The sequence below is a fragment of the Micromonospora sp. NPDC050276 genome (assembly GCF_044459545.1).
GTDB lineage: Bacteria > Actinomycetota > Actinomycetes > Mycobacteriales > Micromonosporaceae > Micromonospora.
Genome location: NZ_JBITJA010000004.1, coordinates 157,959 through 172,617, shown reverse-complemented (window position 1 = coordinate 172,617; position 14,659 = coordinate 157,959). Strand labels below are relative to the sequence as shown.

The following is a 14,659-nucleotide window of genomic DNA, read 5'->3' as shown; positions in this document are numbered from 1 at the left end:
GTCAGCCTCCGATCGTCTCGGTCTCGGTGCCGCCGGCCCACTGGCTCAGCTTGAACACCACGAATTCGGCGGGCTTGACGACCGCGATGCCGATGTGGGCGATCACCATGCCCGCGTCACGGACGTCCGGCGGGTTGGTCTCCTCGTCGCACTTGACGAAGAACGCCTCCTCGGGGCTACGCCCCAACAACGCGCCGTCGCGCCACACCCGGGTGAGGAACGCCCCGATGTCGCGCCGGATCGAACGCCAGAGGGTGAAGTCGTTGGGCTCGAACACCATCCACCGGGTGCCGTTGGCGATGGCCTGTTCGATGGCGATGCTGAGGCGCCGGACGTTGAGGTAGCGCCACTCGCTGGCCTCGGCGGCGAGCGTACGGGCGCCCCAGACGCGGATGCCCTCGCCGGCGAAGTAGCGGATCACGTTGACGCCCTTGGGGTTGAGCACGTCGTGCTCCGGTCGGGTGACCAGGTAGCCCAGGTCCACGGCGCCGCGCACGGGTTCGTTGGCCGGGGCCTTGTGCACCCCGCGCAGGGCGTCGGTGCGGGCCCAGATGCCGGCCAGGTGCCCGCTCGGCGGGGTGAGCTCCAACTCGCCGCTGATCGGGTCGCGCACCCGCAGCCAGGGGTAGTAGAAGGCGCCGTACTCGGACTGGCGGGGGCGGTAGGCGGGCCCCTCGTGCCCGCCGGAGCCGCCCGGCTGGGCCGATCCGCCGCCCGACCCGCCGCCGGTGCCCTCGGCGGGCTTGGGGGGTTTGCCGGAGGACGGCGTGGCGACCCGGGTCAACGCGGCGATGTCGTCGATGTCCGGTGCCGGGTCGCAGATCGCGACCATGGTGCGGGTGCGCTCGGCCATGCTCAGCAGTGCCTCGTGCGACACCACGTCATGGAAGCCGGGTGCGGCGATGATGGAGATCTCGTCGACCGCCTCCAGCAGTTGCAGGCCGCCGCGTCGCTGCCCGGTGCCGGTGATCGCGCCGCCCTCGCCGACGTTGACCACCCAGCAGCGGGCTCCTCCGTTGTCCAGGAAGCCGAAGACCGCCCGGGCCAGCGGGGTGCTCTCCACTCGCTCCCCGTCGGCGAAGAGCCGCAGGAACTCGGTCCAGTTGTTCACCGGTACCGCCTTGCCCAGGTGGGCGGAGCGGTTCGGGGCGACGCCGACGAACGCGGCGATGCTGGTGCTCGCCGGGCCGATCGGTCGGGCGCCGCTGGGGACCTCCTCGACATAGATGCCGGGGGAGAAGTAGCTGGGCATCGGTCCTCCTGTGCGGGTGGGTGTCAGTGGGTCGGTGGCGCGCAGACGATGACGATGTCGTCCTCGCCCGGGTCGACGTCGGCGGTGAGGACGAGCCCGCGTCCGGTCAGCCGCAGCCGGACCGGGCCCGGCTGCTCGGGGTCGTGCGGGACGCCGACGAGCAGGAACCGGCCGTCCGGGTCGGTACGGGTGGCGGACCCGGTGCCGGGCAGCTCCACCCGCATCGCGGCCAGCGGTTGGTCCTCGGGGCCGATCACCCGCCCGCTGAGGCTGCGCACGTCGAGGTGCCGTAGCCGCAGCGGTCGCAGCACCGGCGGTGCGGCCGGGGTCGGATGGTCGACCTGCGCGGGAACGTCGATCAGCAGCGCCGGTCGGGGCGCGGTGCCGAACGCCGTCCACAGTGGTGGATCACCGGCCTCCAGGACGAGCGGGTAGCTGCCGTCGCTGGTCGCGGCGGTGAGCACCCGGTCCAGCCGGGGCAACCCGGCCGGCCCGGTCACGCAGAGCAGGTGGCGGACCGTGAACCGGTACGGTTCGCGGACCGCGCCGCTGGAACGGGTCTGCCGGGCCGGGCGCAGTTCGAGGGGCCAGAGGGTGAGCCCGTCGGCGTCGTCGCACGCCCGGGGCGGGCCGATCGGAACGGGTTGCCCCGCCGCGTTGGTCACCCAGGCGACCAGTGCGGCGGTGGCCGCCTCGATCGGTCCGCGCCCGTGGTCGCTCATCGCGGCGGCGTCCCCTGGATCCGGTACGCGATGGCCTCGTTCCAGACGTGCGGGTAGACGCCGATCTCGAAGTACCGGGTGAAGCGGTTGATCGGCGCGTTGGTGTGGTCGTGGTAGAGCAGCCACACCGGGGCGATGGTGAACAGGACGTAGTTCGCCAGCACCAGCGGGATGTAGAGGGGGCCGAGCAGGCGACCCTGGAAGATGTGCACGTCCTCGTGCCGCTGGATGCCCGAGCTGGAGCCGGCGCAGACGGTGCCGATGGTGGTGGCGTAGCGGGGCGAGACCCCCTCCACCACGCTGACCCGGCCGCTGCCCTGCGACGTGGGCCGGTCCAGTGAGTGCCCGAAGATCAGGTGCACGGCCAGGTAGATGGCCCCGACGACCGTGTTGAGCAGACTCCAGGTGTGGTCGACGACGAAGAGGAAGATGCCGCGGGCGTCCGAGGCGTACACCCCGGCGGAGGCCACCGACCAGCCGAAGACCGCGCCGACCACCAGGCCCACGACGGCGCCGATCAGCAGCCCGATCGGGCCGCCGGCGAGGAAGCCGAGCAGGGCGCCGAATCCGACCTGGATCGCCGCGCTGAGAATTCCGAAGACCATGACGACACCCCTCAGACCCAGGAACGGAAGACTCGGGGTTCACGACCCTGTGCGACCTGGGTCGGCGACGGCTGAGTCGCCTGCCGGTTGCCGGGCGGGAACTGGTTGACGCCGAGCGCGGCGGAGAAGATGACCAGCGCGTTGAAGAACGCGATGACCCACTTCTCGCCGCCGGCGTCGTCGGCGAACGCCGCCGTCACGTAGGACAGCAGCAACGCGATGACGATGGCGATCCACTTGCGGAGCTTGTCGCCGCTCGGGCCGATCAGCCCGCCGATGACGTTGGTGGCCAGCAGGGTGGCGGCGCTCGCGCCGGCGATGGTACCCAGGGCTGCCCAGGTGAAGAGATCGTTCATGGCGATCCCCCTTTTCTGCGATGGTGCGACCGGGATGTGGTGGTGAGGTTCGGTGCTCCGGGTGGGGAGCACCGGGAGCCGGTCGCCGTCGTCTCGGGGGCGGCCGGGGCCGGGCGTGGCCGGCTGAGCCGGCCACCGGATGGATCAGCCAGGCCCCGGGGCGCCGGCGGGCGGTCCCGGCGGCGGGGTCGGACCGGGTGGGGTCGGGCCGGGCGCCGCCGGCGCCGCGGGGTGACGGCGACGCACCAGGAGTACGCCCACCGCGGCGAGCAGGAGCAGGAGGAGGACGCCGCCGCCGACCAGCAGCCAGGGGAATCCGCCTCCGTTTGCGGCGGCGGCCGGCGAGGCGGACGGTCGAGGTGGTGCCTCGGCCACGGCTCGCAGCTCGGTCGGCTTGTCCTGGTTGGAGTCGACCTTCCAGCTGACCGAACGGCCGTTGACGGTGCCGTTGCTGTCGATCACCCGGCCGGGAAAAGTCACCGAGATCTCGAACGACATCAGCTTGAGGAATGCCTGCTGCTGTTGCGGATTTTGCTCGGCTATTTTTCCGCCGTATTTGCTGGGGTCGAGCGGCAGCGTGAAGCGGTAGAAGTCGTCGTCTCGGACCAGTTTCACGCTCTCCGTGTCGAAGCCCGCCAGCGGCGCCTTCCGGTAACTGATCTGGGAACCGAAGACCCTGTCGTCCTCGTACCCGGTCTCCTCACCGGGCGGCAGGGCGGGAATGTTCTGTCGAAGCTCCGCGAAAGCGGCCGGGATGTTCTTGTTCCGTGCGCTGAGCACGGACTTCTGGGCCGTCAACAGCAGCTGCCCGTCGACCGTGTCGTCGGCGTTGACGGTCAACCCCATGTTGAGTTCCATGCAACCGCTCAGCGCGGCAAGCAGGAGCAGACACACCGCGACGCGGAGTGCCTTACCGCGGTTGACTCTCCTGTTCATGGACTCAGTGTGTGTGATCGATTTCACCATCAGCAGTCAGCGATCGGTCACAACGAAGTCGCCGATTGTACGGGCGCACTGTCGCCTTTGATTAGCCCGGACGGCGGCCCGAATGACTATTCTGGAGCTTTGGGGCGACGGTGGTTTCCGGCGGCCGCCGAGTCGGCTCAGCCCACCGGTGGTCGCCAGTCGGCGTAGCGGGCCACGCTGCGCAGGGCGACCCGACCCGGGGTGAGCCGCAACGCGGTGTCCCGTACCGCGACGGCGACCGGGTTGTGCAGCTGCTGTCCGAACCGGCCGGCGGTGACGGAGGCCCGGGCGACGGCCTGGCTGCGCGGCCGACGCTGCTCGTCGTACGCGGCCAGGGCGGCCGGCAGCCCCTCGGCGCCGCCCGCGCAGACCGCGCCGAGCACCACCGCGTCCTCGGTGGCCTGCGCGGCGCCCTGCCCGAGGTTGGGTGTCGTCGCGTGGGCCGCGTCACCGATGGTGTGCGGGCCGTCGGGCCTCCGATAGCGCACCTCGGCGCGGTTCGGGCCGGACTCGACGTGCTCCACCTCGGCGTCGGTGTGCAGGGGCGAGGCGGGCAGCGCCTCCCGCAGGGTGCGGTGCAGCGTGGCCCGGTGCACGCCGAGTGCCGTGGTGCACGTCCGTGCCGGGATGCCGCCCGGCACCACCTCCGCGTACCTGCGGACCCGCCAGGCGCTCGCCGCCGTCCGTACGCTGCTGCGTGCCCTCACCGGGAGTTGATCGAGCCGCCCGCCGCCGGGCTGCGGGGCAGCCCCGGTGAGCTGGTGCGTTGTTCGATGGGAGACGATCGCCCTCCGGCGCCGTGGGCCGGCGAGACGGGCGCGGCAGGCCGGCCAGCGCGGTGCGGGAGGGAGGGCAATGATGGTGCGGTTCGGCGGCCTGCGGACGGCCAGTGGGCGGCTGCGGCAGGGCTGGCGGCCGGTGCTGGAGGCGACCGTCGCGGCGACCGTGGCCTGGCTGCTGGCCACCCGGTTGCTCGGGCACCCGCAGCCCTTCTTCGCCCCGGCCGCCGCGCTGATCGTTCTCGGTCAGACCCGGGGGCAGCGGATTCGCCGCGCCGTGGAGGTGGTCCTCGGGGTCGCCGCCGGGGTGCTCGTCGCGGACCTGGTGGTGCAGGCGCTCGGCCCGGGCAGCACCTGGACGGTCTTCACCGTCATCCTGCTCACCGTCCTGCTCGCGGTGGCCTTCGGCGCCACCGGCGTGACGCTGGTGCAGGCCGCGGTCTCCGCCCTCTACCTGGTGGTGGTCGCCCCGCCGGACGGGTCGTTGGTGCCGTTCCGGTTCGTCGACGCGCTGATCGGCGGCGCGGTCGCGCTCGCGGCCAGCCTGCTGGTCGACGCCCGGCACCCGCTGGCCCCGCTGATCGCCGAGGTGCGGCGGACATTCGACGAGTTGGCTGGGCTGCTCGGCGGGATCGCCGACGCGCTGGATCACCGCGACGAGCCGGCCGCGGTCGCCGCGCTGACCCAGGCCCGGGGGATGGACGCCCGGGTGGACGGGCTGCGCGACGGCGTGCTGGCCGCCGGTGAGGCGCTGCGGCTCAACGTCCGTCGTCGCCAGCACATCGGTCGGCTGCGCTCGGTGGACGAGTCGATCCGGCAGATCGACTACGCGGTCCGCAACGTCCGGGTGCTGGCCCGCGCGGGCGTGACCCTCAGTCGGCTGCACGCCCCGGTGCCACCCGAGCTGGGCGCCGCCCTGCGATCCCTGGCCGAGGCCGTCCGCGAGGCCGGTGCCGCTCTCGCCGCCGACCTGGACGGGCAGGACGAGACCGCCGACCGGCATGCCACCCGGGCCGACGAGTCCGCGTTGGCCGCCGTGCACGCCGCCGGGCGGCTCTTCGGCGCCACCCAGACCCTCCCACTGGCGATGATCATCGGTCAGGTCCGGGCCACGGCCATCGACCTGCTGCGGGGCGTCAACCCCGAGGACGACGCCACCGTCCTGGCCCGCGTCGACGACGCCCTCGGCCTCCCGCCGGTCTGATTGCGCCCGACGAAGCTCCTGGTCGATCAAGGACTTGTGGTGGCCCCCGTAAGCCACTTTTCGGCGTCAATCGCCCACCACAACTCCATGATCGACCAAGTGGGGGTGGGAGGGCGGGGTGGGGGTGGGGAGGGCGGGGTGGGTTAGGAAGTTAGCCAGGTGGTGGCTGAGTCGCGGATCGGGGTGGGGATGTCGTGCCCGCCGGGGAACTCCTCGTACGTGACGTCGTAGCCTCGGTCGCGTAGGTGGGGGACCAGGCGACGGCTGCACACGTCGATGGGCAGCACCCGGTCGTCGACACCGTGCGAGATGAAGATTCGTGGCTGGCCGTGGGTGACCGGGGGCGCGGCGAAACCGGGGGAGAACGCCAGCACCGCGTCGACCAGATCCCCGTTCGCCAGGCCGAGCGACAACGCGTACGACGCGCCGTCGGAGAAGCCGCCGAACGTCACGTCCCGCACCGGGTAGCCATCGAAGATGGTCGCCAACAGCGCGTCGATGCGCCCCACGTCCGCCCCGAATCCGCCGGCGATCAGGTCCCAACTGGCCGCCGACGACTCCGGGGCGACCAGCAGCAGGTGGTGCGCGTCCGCGACGGAGAACAGCAGGTCCAGCCCCTGTCGCCCCGAGCCACCGGCGCCGTGCAGGAGCAGCACCAACCGGTACGCCGACGCGTCGGTCACCGGCTCCGGGGCGTACACCAGGGCCAGCCGGTCACCATCCGGGCCGGTCATCGGCACGAGCCCGGTGGGCGCCGGCGCCACCGGTGGGTGCCGGCGTGCGGTCAACCGGCCGTTCCGGGCGCCCTGCGCCGAGTCCCAGTGCGACGGCGCGGAGTCGGACACGGGTCGGCACTCCTCGCGGTGGACGAAAGGTCCGACGCGGTTACCCGGCCCGTGCGAGGTTAACCGTCAGCGTTGTGCTGAGCGCCGACTCAGGCGCTGGCCCGGGTGACCAGGGCGGACGGGAAGAGGGTCACCGGTGCGACCGGGCGCCCGTCCAGCAGGGCGGTGGCCGCGGCGACGGCGATCCGCCCGACCGGGTGACTCGCCGTGGTCAGTGCCGGGGTGGTCAGCCCGGCCACCGGAATGTCGTCGAACCCGGCCACCGCGACGTCGCCGGGCACCTCCGCGCCGGCGTCCCGCAGGCCCGCGATCACCCCGAGCGCGGTGTCGTCGCTGATCGCGTAGATCGCGTCGAGGTCCGGCCAGCGGCGCAGCGCCTCACCGGCCGCCGCCCGGCCGCGTGCCGCCGTGAAGTCCCCGGGGAGCACCCGCTGCGGCAGGCCCGCCTCGGCCATGAGTCGGCGGTACGTCTGCACGGGGCGTTGCGCGCAGGGCAGCCATCGGGGGCCGGTCACCATGGCGATCCGGCGGCGACCCGTGGCGTACAGGTGACGCAGCACCGCTTCGGAACCGGCGGCGTTGTCGACGTCGAACGACGGCACGGTCGCCGAGCCGACGCCGATCGAGACCACCCGGCCGCGCAGCGACCGGGGCACCGCCTCCAGCAGGTCCTCGGTGGTGTTGACCAGGATCACGCCGCAGACGCTGCGGTCACCCTCGAGTTGGTCGAGGCCGCGCGGGCCGCCGATCGGCAGCCAGTGCAGCGCCACCCCGACACCGGCGGGCGAGCACAGCCGGGCGGCCGAGCCGACCACCTGGTGCACGTACGGGTCGTCGAGCACCGCCGCGCTGGTACCCAGGACGGCCACGACCAGGCGTACGCCGCCGCCGCGCACCAGGGCGCGGGCGGCGGGGTTGGGGACGTAGCGGAGCTGGTCGACGGCTGCCGTGACCTGTTCCCGGGCGGCCGGCGAGGCGAACCCCGTGCCGGCGATCACCCGCGACGCCGTGGACCGGGACACCCCGGCGACCCGCGCCACGTCCTCGAGGGTGGCCGGTCGGTGTGCGGCTGCCGTCATCGTTCGCCTCCTGCGGCGGCCCGTCCGGTCGGACAAACGCCTGCTCACATCATGCCCCGGCCGGACCACCAGCGGTAAGGGGCGGTTCCCGGTTGTGGTGGTAGCGCTCTCAGGTGTGCGATCGTGCCAGGAGATCACCCCGAGAAAGAGGAACTGCCCTCGTGAGCGCCCCCACCAGCCGACCGTTGGCCCCGGACATCGCACCGCCGTCCCTGCGGGCGGTGCGGCTCGCCCGCAACGGCGTCGCTGTCACCTTCACCCTCAACGGGCTCGCCGTCGGTAGCTGGTTCTCCCGCGTCCCGGCGGTCCGCGAGGCGTTGGACCTCTCCGCCGGCCGACTCGGGCTGCTGCTGCTGGCGATGAGTGTCGGCGCGCTGCTCGCCATGCCCACCTCCGGCCTGCTCGCCCAGCGATTCGGCGCGGCCCGCACCGTCACGATGGCCACCGTGCTGGTCGCGGTCGGCCTGAGCGTGGCGGGGCTGGGCGCCACGATGACCGGGGCGTTCGCCGTCGTCGCCGTGGGGTTGATCGCCCTCGGCTACGGCTCCGGCGCCTGTGACGTGGCGATGAACGTCGAGGGCGCGGCGGTCGAACGGCGACTCGGCCGAACGATCATGCCCCGTTTCCACGCGGGGTGGAGCCTCGGTTCGGTGGCCGGCGCGGCGCTCGGCGCCGGGGCGGCCCGCTTCGACGTGTCGGTCGGCGCGCACCTGGTCGCGGTGGCGGTGGTCGTGTTGACCGGCACCGCGCTCGCCGCCCGGACGTTCCTGCCGGTGGGCAGCGATCACACCGGCGACCCGGCGGACGCCACCCCGGCGGCCCGCCGCCGGGCGCAACTCGCCGCCTGGCGGGAGCCGCGCACCCTGCTGATCGGGCTGTTCGTGCTGGTGGCGGCGTTCACCGAGGGTGCCGCCAACGACTGGCTGGCCGTGGCGTTCATCGACGGACGGGAGCTGAGCGAGGCCGCCGGCGCGGCGGTGTTCGCGGTCTTCGTGGTGGGCATGACCGTCGGGCGCACCGCCGGCACCATCGCGCTGGACCGGTGGGGTCGCGTGCCGGTGCTCAGCGGCACCATCGGGCTCGCCGTGGTCGGCGCCGGCCTGGCCGTGCTGGCGGGCTCCGGGCCGGTGGCCATCATCGGCGTCGCGCTGTGGGGTCTCGGAGCGTCGCTGGGCTTCCCGGTCGGGATGAGCGCGGCGGCCGACGACGAGGCGCACGCGGCGGTGCGGGTGAGCGTGGTCGCGGTGATCGGTTACACCGCGTTCCTCGGTGGCCCGCCGCTGCTGGGGCTGATCGGCGACCAGGTCGGCACCCTGCGCGCGCTGCTGGCGGTGCCGCTGCTGCTGTTGCCGACCCTGCTGCTGGTGCCGGTGCTGCGCCCGCCGCACGCCGCCGAAACGGCTTCCTCGGTAGATCAAAACTAGCCCACCTCGCCGCCCGGCGGTATCGGGTGCGTGGCCGACTGCGCCGCGCACCCGCGCTGACTACGGTCGCCTGATGCCAACCGACGAGATCACCGCCGCCGCGGCGGGCACTTGGACCCTGGGCGACCGCACCGTGCACCGGATGGGCTTCGGCTCCATGCGGATCACCGCGAACCCCGACCGTGACCGGGCCGTCGCCCTGCTCCGCCGGGCCGTGGAGCTGGGCGTCAACCACATCGACACGGCCGCGTTCTACGTCTCGCCCGGCGGCACCCTGCGCGTCGGCACCGGCCCGGCCCGCTACGCCACCGAGCTGATCCGCGCGGCGCTCGCCCCGTACCCGAAGGATCTGGTCATCGCCACCAAGGTCGGTTTCGGGTACGACCCGGAGGCGGGCTTCACCGAGGCGTTCACCCCAGCACAGTTGCGGGCTCAGGTGGAGGAGAACCTTCGTCGGCTCGGCCGCGACCAGCTCGACGTGGTGAACCTGCGCCTCGGCCGGGGACCGGGCGCGGTGCCGCTGGCCGATCGGTTCGGTGCGCTCGCCGAATTGCGGGCCGCCGGTCTGATCCGGCACCTCGGGCTCTCCAACGTGCGGCCCGAGCAGCTGGACGAGGTGGCGGACATCGCGCCGGTGGTCTGTGTGCAGAACAACTACGGGGTGGACGCCTACCGGGAGCAGGACGGCTTCGTCCGGCTCTGCGGTGAGCGGGGCATCGCCTACGTGCCGTTCTTCGCGCTGGCCGGCAGCGGGCGGGAGGCGGGCGCGAGCGCCGCGCGGAACGAGGCCGTCGAGGCGGTGGCCCGCGCGCACGGCGTCACCGCCCAGCAGGTACGCCTCGCCTGGACCCTGCACCAGGGCCCCCACGTGTTGGCCATCCCCGGCACCGCCAACCCGCACCACCTGGCCCAGAACATCGCGGCCGCAGCCCTAACCCTGACCCCCCAAAACCTGGCCGACCTGTCCGCCCCTTCAACCCCCTGACCCGCTGACCCCCTGACCCCTGACCCCGTGACCCGTCGATCATGGAGTTATCGCCACCGGTGTCGGCGTGTCGCGCCGCTAACTTCATGATCGACGGGGTTGGGGGTTAGTCGCGGAGCCAGATTCGGAGGGGGCCGGTGGTGCGGAAGCCTGCTTCCAGGGCTGGGGGGAGATCGGGTAGGGACTCGTAGCCGACCAGGGATGCGGCGGGGTGGGTGGCGCAGACTGCCAGCCAGACATCGCGAGGGTTGTCGGTGTGGGAGAACAGGTTGGAGACGCCGTACCTGTCGTCGCCGCCGCTGAGCACCGCACCGCCGGTGATCGCGCCGTGGTCGTCGCGGCGGGCGAGGACCCGTACCCGTGGGTCGGTCAGGAGCGTCGGGCGGAACAGCTCGCCACCTCCGTGAGCCGCCGCCCAGGCCGCCAGCTCGTCGGGTGTGGTGACCGGGCTGAGCGGCGGGACGGGCGGCGCGGCCGCCCGAGGCCGGTGGATCCACGGGGCGTCGACGAGCACCCGGAACCCGTAGCCGGACAGGTCGAGGTCGGCGAAGCTGTCCTTCACCGACGCGCCAGGACTCGCGTCGATCCGGCCCAGCAGGGTCGCGGCGTCGACGCCCGGCCGCAGGGTGACCGCGTCGGGATACCACGGTGGCGAGCGGCGGGGGACCGATCAGGCGTCAGCGTCGGTACGGCCGGTGAGCCCGTGGCTGCCGCAGACGATGTCGCACCACTCGGTGTTGTCGCGGGCCGCCGCCACCCGCTCGTCCTCCCGCATGACCGGCAGCCTAGGCGGGCCGGCGCCGGCTTACGGGGCGTAGACCAGGTCTATCGTGTCGGTGTGCCCGGACCAGCGCAGGTCGAGGTGCCAGCAACCGGCCTGCGGCATGTCGATGGTCGACGGGCCCGGGCCGCCGGCGACCTCCCGGGTCACCCGGGTGTCGGTGCCGTCCAACGTCGCGGTGATCACCAGGGTCGTCGGTGCCGCCGGGTCGGGCGAGGTCGTGGACGCGCGGGCCACCCAGAGGATCTTGTTGTTCGACCCGTCCTTCCGGACGTGCCGCAGCGGGTTGGCGAACAGCACCGCGACGATGTCACCCTTCGCACCGAACACGTGCGCGATGCGGGCGTCCCCGTGGAATCCGGCGTCCGCCCAGTCGGGCAGGGACCCCGTCTCGACCCGCGAATCGCAGCCCGTCGCGGCGTTCGCAGCGCTCGCCGTGGTGGCGATGGTGGTGGCCGCCGTGGCCGTTGTGGCGGTCGGTGCGGCCGACCCGCCGCTGGTCGTGGTGGTGCACCCCGCCAACAGGACCGTCGCTGACGCCAGCATCAACCTGCCCCGTGAACCCATCTCCACCCTCCGGTGCCCCGGCCGCCACGTCGGGCTGGAATAGACCGAGGTGACGGCGACTCGTCGTATCTTCAGGACACCGGCCGTTCCCGTCAGGTTCCCTAGCGCAGCGAGCGGGCGATCTCGATCGCCTCGGTCTGGGTGAGGGCGCCCTCGAGCCGGTAGCTCACGTCGGCGTCCTGCCAGATCAGGGTCGAGGCGGCCAGCCGGGCGCTCTCGTTGCGGACTTCCCCCGCACGGTCCACGTAGGACACGACGTGCGGGCCGTCGACCCACACGGCGAAGTCGCCGTTGACCTCGACCCAGTCCGCTCCCGGCGGGGTGACCTCCTTGTGGAAGGACAGGTTGAGGCGGCCATCGAACGCGTCGATGCGCAGCGCGCCGCCGTCGTAGAGCAGCGTCACCACCCGGCACGTGCCGGTGGGGTCGGGGTCGGCGACCAGCACCCGTTCGGGCGGACCCAGCTTCGCCGGTAGGCGGATCGGGAACCGTACCGCCCGTTGTGCCTCGGTCAGGCCGGCGGGCCGTTGCCCAGGCAAGGGCGACGCGACGCCGCTGGGCCGCGTCGGCGCGGGCGAGGTGGCGATGCTGACCCCGGCGAAGCGCAGCAGGCCGCCAACGGCGTCGGCAATGGCGGCACGGGTCGGCGGCAACACCGCCACGAGCAGGGCAACCAGCGCCGCCGCGACGAGCGGGCGCCACCGGCGCGCGGGCCTGTCGAGCCGTACGCGGACACGGGCCGTCACGTCCGGTGGCTCGGGCGTCTCCAGCCAAGCCGACAGGTCACGCAGTTCCCGTTCGAGGTCACCCATGCCGGACCTCCTCCCGGTCGAGCAGGCCGCGAAGTTTCGCCAGCGCCCGGGACGTACGCGACTTCACCGTGCCCCGGGGCCAGCCCAGAGCCGCCACCGTCTCCTCCTCGGTGAGATCGAGGAAGAACCGGCAGACGATCACCTCACGGTCCCGTACCGGCAGTTGCCGCAGTGCCTGCACCAGCGACGCCCGGCGCTCCCCGGCGAGGACCGCGCCGACCGCGTCGTCCTCGGCGACCTCGGACGCCGGATCCGCGGCCGCCGCCCGCAGCACGAGCCCGTCCCGCCGGCCCCGGGAACGGTGCAGGTTGCGGGTCTCGTTGGCGACGATCGCGAGCAGCCATGACCGGAAGGACGCGTCACCCCGGTAACGGGACAGCTTCCGGTACGCCTTCACGAACGCCTCCTGGATGACGTCCTCGGCGTCCGAGCCCGCGCCGAGCAGCACCGCCGTCCGGTACGCGGACGCGGTGTGCCGGGCGACCAGGAGGTTGTACGCCTCCAGGTCACCGGAGCGAGCGCGGGTGACGAGCGTCTCGTCGTCCAGGGGAGACCTCCGTCCGGATCACACTCATGACACCGCCCACCCGCCGCGGGTTCCACCCGGCGCGGGTCAGCTTGCTCCCATCCGGCGTGCAGCGTATTGCCAGGAATCGGTGCTGCACTGGAGGGCGTCGAGGAGAGGAGCGGGGCATGAGCTGGTTCAATCGTCGGTCACGGGGTGCCGAGGCGACCCCGACGAAGCTGGACCGGGAGGCGACCCGCGACGACCTCGCGGCGCTGGAGGCGTTCGTGGCCACTCGGCGGGGGGTGGAGTTCTACCTGGAGCCGGAGACGACCGCGACGGACACCACCGTGGTGGCGATCGCCCACGACGGCGAGTGGATCCGTCGCCGTACCGGAACGCCTCGCGCGGCGGGGGCCATCGCCCGCAAGCACGCCGTGCCGCTGTACGAGGCGGCGCGCACCGGCTACCCGGAGCGGATGCGGGCGTGGAACCGGTCCCACCCGGAGCGCCACGCCCGCTGAGGCTCGTCTGCTCAGGCGGCGGCGACGGCTGAGCGGGCCTGCTCGAGCGTCATCGGCTCGGCGTGGCTGGAGACGTACCAGTCGTAGGCGTCGTCGAGCAGTCGCCGGACCAGGTCGAGGTCGAGGCCGTCCTCGGGTCGCCGCAGGTGTGCCGGCGGCGGGTAGAAGCAGTCGCCCAGCAGCATGACGGTCGGGCGGCCTCGGCGCGCAGCAGCGACACGGCCGTCTCGTGCCCGACGATCTCCACCCCGGGCCAGGCGCAGGCGCCCCACACGTGGTCCCAGTGATGGTGGGTGTAGACCAGCCAGCGCGGCTCCGGTAGCCCGGCGGCGGCCAGCGCGGCCTGGATGTCACCGGCGTGCGCGGGGCTCTGCCCGGCGTCGATGATCACACTGCCGCGTTCGTCGGCGACGACTGCGACGCCGGCCTGGACCGCCTCCGGGTCCGGATCGCCCGGACAGAGCCAGACCCGGCCGGCCAGGTGGTGGAACTGCGGGGCGACCAAGGTGATCGACCTCCGAGATTGATCACGGACACTGGTGTGGCGATCGCTGATCCTATGTGAGGGTGTCGACCGGCATCGCGCTGCCGGATGATCGGCGCAGGTCAGAGTTCGTTCGGCCGTCCTTTGCTCTGCTTACCTGTGTGCACCAGGCACGGAGCGTCACTGGCGCCTACAGGTAAGCAGAGCAAAGGAGGGCTCGCATTGATTCGGGGCATTGCGACGTGCCGGTCGGAGGTCGCAACGATCGGCAAAACTCGATGAACGGCACCCGCCCGGCGGGGTTGGGCCTGCGTTGACCGGCGGCGCGGCGGTGTGGCAGCATTCGCGGCCTGACGGCAGTGAAGGAAGTCGGTGCGAATCCGACGCGGTCCCGCCACTGTCACCGGGGAGCGATCCCCCCTCGTGAGTCACGGCCGTGTGTCTGCGGTTGGAAGGCCGGGGGAGAGCGTCGATCCGGAAGCCAGGATACTTCGGCCGTCGGGACGTACCCCAGGGCGTGGACACCCGAGGAGGACCCGATGACGCACGGCGTCTCATTAATCGACGATCATCGTCGTATTGCGCTCCAGGCAGTGCGCTCCAAGGACACCGGCCACCGGCACCGCTGAGCTGACCGCCCGGCGCTGACCGGCCCCGACGCGTGCGTCGGTGTGCCGTCCACCCGGGCCGTCGTACCGGCTGAGGCCGTACCCACCCGCATCGTCCCGGTCGCCTCCATTGGGGCCTAGGGCGTCACTTTCCGGAGCCT

General features: G+C 72.7%; 17 protein-coding genes and 1 riboswitch. Of the genes, 4 read left to right on the top strand and 13 right to left on the bottom strand.

The features are described 5' to 3' along the window. Nucleotide 1: 1 nt before the first annotated feature. The 6 genes from ACIBF8_RS09710 to ACIBF8_RS09685 all read right to left on the bottom strand — a co-directional run bounded on the left by ACIBF8_RS09710 (nucleotide 2) and on the right by ACIBF8_RS09685 (nucleotide 4,608). On the bottom strand, nucleotides 2-1,252 hold the full coding sequence (locus ACIBF8_RS09710) for a phage tail sheath family protein (RefSeq protein WP_396781992.1): 1,251 nt from the start codon (nucleotides 1,250-1,252) through the stop codon (nucleotides 2-4). 23 nt (nucleotides 1,253-1,275) lie between these two features. Next, on the bottom strand, nucleotides 1,276-1,974 hold the full coding sequence (locus ACIBF8_RS09705) for a carboxypeptidase-like regulatory domain-containing protein (RefSeq protein ID WP_396781991.1): 699 nt from the start codon (nucleotides 1,972-1,974) through the stop codon (nucleotides 1,276-1,278). After that, nucleotides 1,971-2,579: a glycine zipper family protein gene (locus ACIBF8_RS09700; RefSeq protein WP_396781989.1), complete on the bottom strand. Its 609-nt coding sequence runs from the start codon at nucleotides 2,577-2,579 to the stop codon at nucleotides 1,971-1,973. Before ACIBF8_RS09700 ends, ACIBF8_RS09705 begins: the two co-directional genes overlap by 4 nt. Nucleotides 2,580-2,590: 11 nt before the next feature. After that, on the bottom strand, nucleotides 2,591-2,935 hold the full coding sequence (locus ACIBF8_RS09695; protein ID WP_396781988.1) for a hypothetical protein: 345 nt from the start codon (nucleotides 2,933-2,935) through the stop codon (nucleotides 2,591-2,593). Between the two features lie 144 nt (nucleotides 2,936-3,079). Further along, nucleotides 3,080-3,871 carry an LppM family (lipo)protein gene (locus ACIBF8_RS09690; protein WP_396781987.1) on the bottom strand — a complete coding sequence of 264 codons (792 nt, stop codon included), beginning with the start codon at nucleotides 3,869-3,871 and terminating at the stop codon, nucleotides 3,080-3,082. Between the two features lie 167 nt (nucleotides 3,872-4,038). Then, a complete protein-coding gene (locus ACIBF8_RS09685; protein ID WP_396781986.1) occupies nucleotides 4,039-4,608 on the bottom strand; it encodes an FAD-dependent monooxygenase in 570 nt (189 codons plus the stop codon). A 148-nt stretch (nucleotides 4,609-4,756) separates the two neighbouring features. Here ACIBF8_RS09685 and ACIBF8_RS09680 point away from each other — a divergent pair, with 148 nt between their 5' ends. Then, entirely contained in the window at nucleotides 4,757-5,884 is a 1,128-nt protein-coding gene (locus tag ACIBF8_RS09680; protein WP_396781984.1) for an aromatic acid exporter family protein, read from the top strand. A gap of 143 nt (nucleotides 5,885-6,027) precedes the next feature. Here the strand turns inward: ACIBF8_RS09680 and ACIBF8_RS09675 are convergent, their stop codons facing one another. Both ACIBF8_RS09675 and ACIBF8_RS09670 read right to left on the bottom strand, forming a co-directional pair. Beyond that, on the bottom strand, nucleotides 6,028-6,729 hold the full coding sequence (locus ACIBF8_RS09675) for an alpha/beta hydrolase (protein WP_396781982.1): 702 nt from the start codon (nucleotides 6,727-6,729) through the stop codon (nucleotides 6,028-6,030). 89 nt (nucleotides 6,730-6,818) lie between these two features. Continuing rightward, on the bottom strand, nucleotides 6,819-7,808 hold the full coding sequence (locus tag ACIBF8_RS09670) for a LacI family DNA-binding transcriptional regulator (protein ID WP_396781981.1): 990 nt from the start codon (nucleotides 7,806-7,808) through the stop codon (nucleotides 6,819-6,821). 161 nt (nucleotides 7,809-7,969) lie between these two features. Between ACIBF8_RS09670 and ACIBF8_RS09665 the strand changes: the two genes are divergently transcribed. After that, nucleotides 7,970-9,232: an MFS transporter gene (locus tag ACIBF8_RS09665; protein WP_396781979.1), complete on the top strand. Its 1,263-nt coding sequence runs from the start codon at nucleotides 7,970-7,972 to the stop codon at nucleotides 9,230-9,232. 73 nt (nucleotides 9,233-9,305) lie between these two features. Continuing rightward, nucleotides 9,306-10,217 (top strand): aldo/keto reductase, encoded by a 912-nt coding sequence (locus tag ACIBF8_RS09660; RefSeq protein ID WP_396781977.1) that lies wholly within the window; start codon nucleotides 9,306-9,308, stop codon nucleotides 10,215-10,217. Between the two features lie 106 nt (nucleotides 10,218-10,323). Here the strand turns inward: ACIBF8_RS09660 and ACIBF8_RS09655 are convergent, their stop codons facing one another. From ACIBF8_RS09655 to ACIBF8_RS09640, 4 genes are all read right to left on the bottom strand, one after another. After that, nucleotides 10,324-10,779, bottom strand: coding sequence for a hypothetical protein (locus ACIBF8_RS09655; RefSeq protein ID WP_396781975.1), 456 nt, complete (start codon nucleotides 10,777-10,779; stop codon nucleotides 10,324-10,326). Between the two features lie 243 nt (nucleotides 10,780-11,022). Next, the gene (locus tag ACIBF8_RS09650; protein ID WP_396781974.1) at nucleotides 11,023-11,544 is read right to left on the bottom strand and encodes a hypothetical protein; all 522 of its coding nucleotides are present in this window, start codon (nucleotides 11,542-11,544) and stop codon (nucleotides 11,023-11,025) included. Between the two features lie 122 nt (nucleotides 11,545-11,666). After that, entirely contained in the window at nucleotides 11,667-12,377 is a 711-nt protein-coding gene (locus ACIBF8_RS09645; RefSeq protein ID WP_396781973.1) for a hypothetical protein, read from the bottom strand. After that, nucleotides 12,370-12,825: an RNA polymerase sigma factor gene (locus ACIBF8_RS09640; RefSeq protein ID WP_396781971.1), complete on the bottom strand. Its 456-nt coding sequence runs from the start codon at nucleotides 12,823-12,825 to the stop codon at nucleotides 12,370-12,372. The genes ACIBF8_RS09645 and ACIBF8_RS09640 overlap by 8 nt, the downstream gene beginning before the upstream one ends. A gap of 245 nt (nucleotides 12,826-13,070) precedes the next feature. On the opposite strand from ACIBF8_RS09640, the gene ACIBF8_RS09635 reads away from it, so the two are divergent. Beyond that, complete coding sequence (locus ACIBF8_RS09635) at nucleotides 13,071-13,406, top strand: hypothetical protein (protein WP_396781969.1); 336 nt, start codon at nucleotides 13,071-13,073, stop codon at nucleotides 13,404-13,406. A 49-nt stretch (nucleotides 13,407-13,455) separates the two neighbouring features. Here the strand turns inward: ACIBF8_RS09635 and ACIBF8_RS09630 are convergent, their stop codons facing one another. Further along, nucleotides 13,456-13,911 (bottom strand): MBL fold metallo-hydrolase, encoded by a 456-nt coding sequence (locus ACIBF8_RS09630; RefSeq protein ID WP_396781968.1) that lies wholly within the window; start codon nucleotides 13,909-13,911, stop codon nucleotides 13,456-13,458. Nucleotides 13,912-14,252: 341 nt separating this feature from the next. Then, nucleotides 14,253-14,382: riboswitch (cobalamin riboswitch) on the top strand. Nucleotides 14,383-14,659 lie beyond the last annotated feature (277 nt).

What these genes read in the sequence shown, in the direction of transcription:
- ACIBF8_RS09645 (WP_396781973.1), bottom strand. Translation starts at nt 12,377, where the DNA reads ATGGGTGACCTCGAACGGGAACTGCGTGACCTGTCGGCTTGGCTGGAG.
- ACIBF8_RS09670 (WP_396781981.1), bottom strand. Translation starts at nt 7,808, where the DNA reads ATGACGGCAGCCGCACACCGACCGGCCACCCTCGAGGACGTGGCGCGG.
- ACIBF8_RS09710 (WP_396781992.1), bottom strand. Translation starts at nt 1,252, where the DNA reads ATGCCCAGCTACTTCTCCCCCGGCATCTATGTCGAGGAGGTCCCCAGC.
- ACIBF8_RS09660 (WP_396781977.1), top strand. Translation starts at nt 9,306, where the DNA reads ATGCCAACCGACGAGATCACCGCCGCCGCGGCGGGCACTTGGACCCTG.
- ACIBF8_RS09680 (WP_396781984.1), top strand. Translation starts at nt 4,757, where the DNA reads ATGATGGTGCGGTTCGGCGGCCTGCGGACGGCCAGTGGGCGGCTGCGG.
- ACIBF8_RS09705 (WP_396781991.1), bottom strand. Translation starts at nt 1,974, where the DNA reads ATGAGCGACCACGGGCGCGGACCGATCGAGGCGGCCACCGCCGCACTG.
- ACIBF8_RS09650 (WP_396781974.1), bottom strand. Translation starts at nt 11,544, where the DNA reads ATGCTGGCGTCAGCGACGGTCCTGTTGGCGGGGTGCACCACCACGACC.
- ACIBF8_RS09695 (WP_396781988.1), bottom strand. Translation starts at nt 2,935, where the DNA reads ATGAACGATCTCTTCACCTGGGCAGCCCTGGGTACCATCGCCGGCGCG.
- ACIBF8_RS09690 (WP_396781987.1), bottom strand. Translation starts at nt 3,871, where the DNA reads ATGAACAGGAGAGTCAACCGCGGTAAGGCACTCCGCGTCGCGGTGTGT.
- ACIBF8_RS09700 (WP_396781989.1), bottom strand. Translation starts at nt 2,579, where the DNA reads ATGGTCTTCGGAATTCTCAGCGCGGCGATCCAGGTCGGATTCGGCGCC.
- ACIBF8_RS09635 (WP_396781969.1), top strand. Translation starts at nt 13,071, where the DNA reads ATGAGCTGGTTCAATCGTCGGTCACGGGGTGCCGAGGCGACCCCGACG.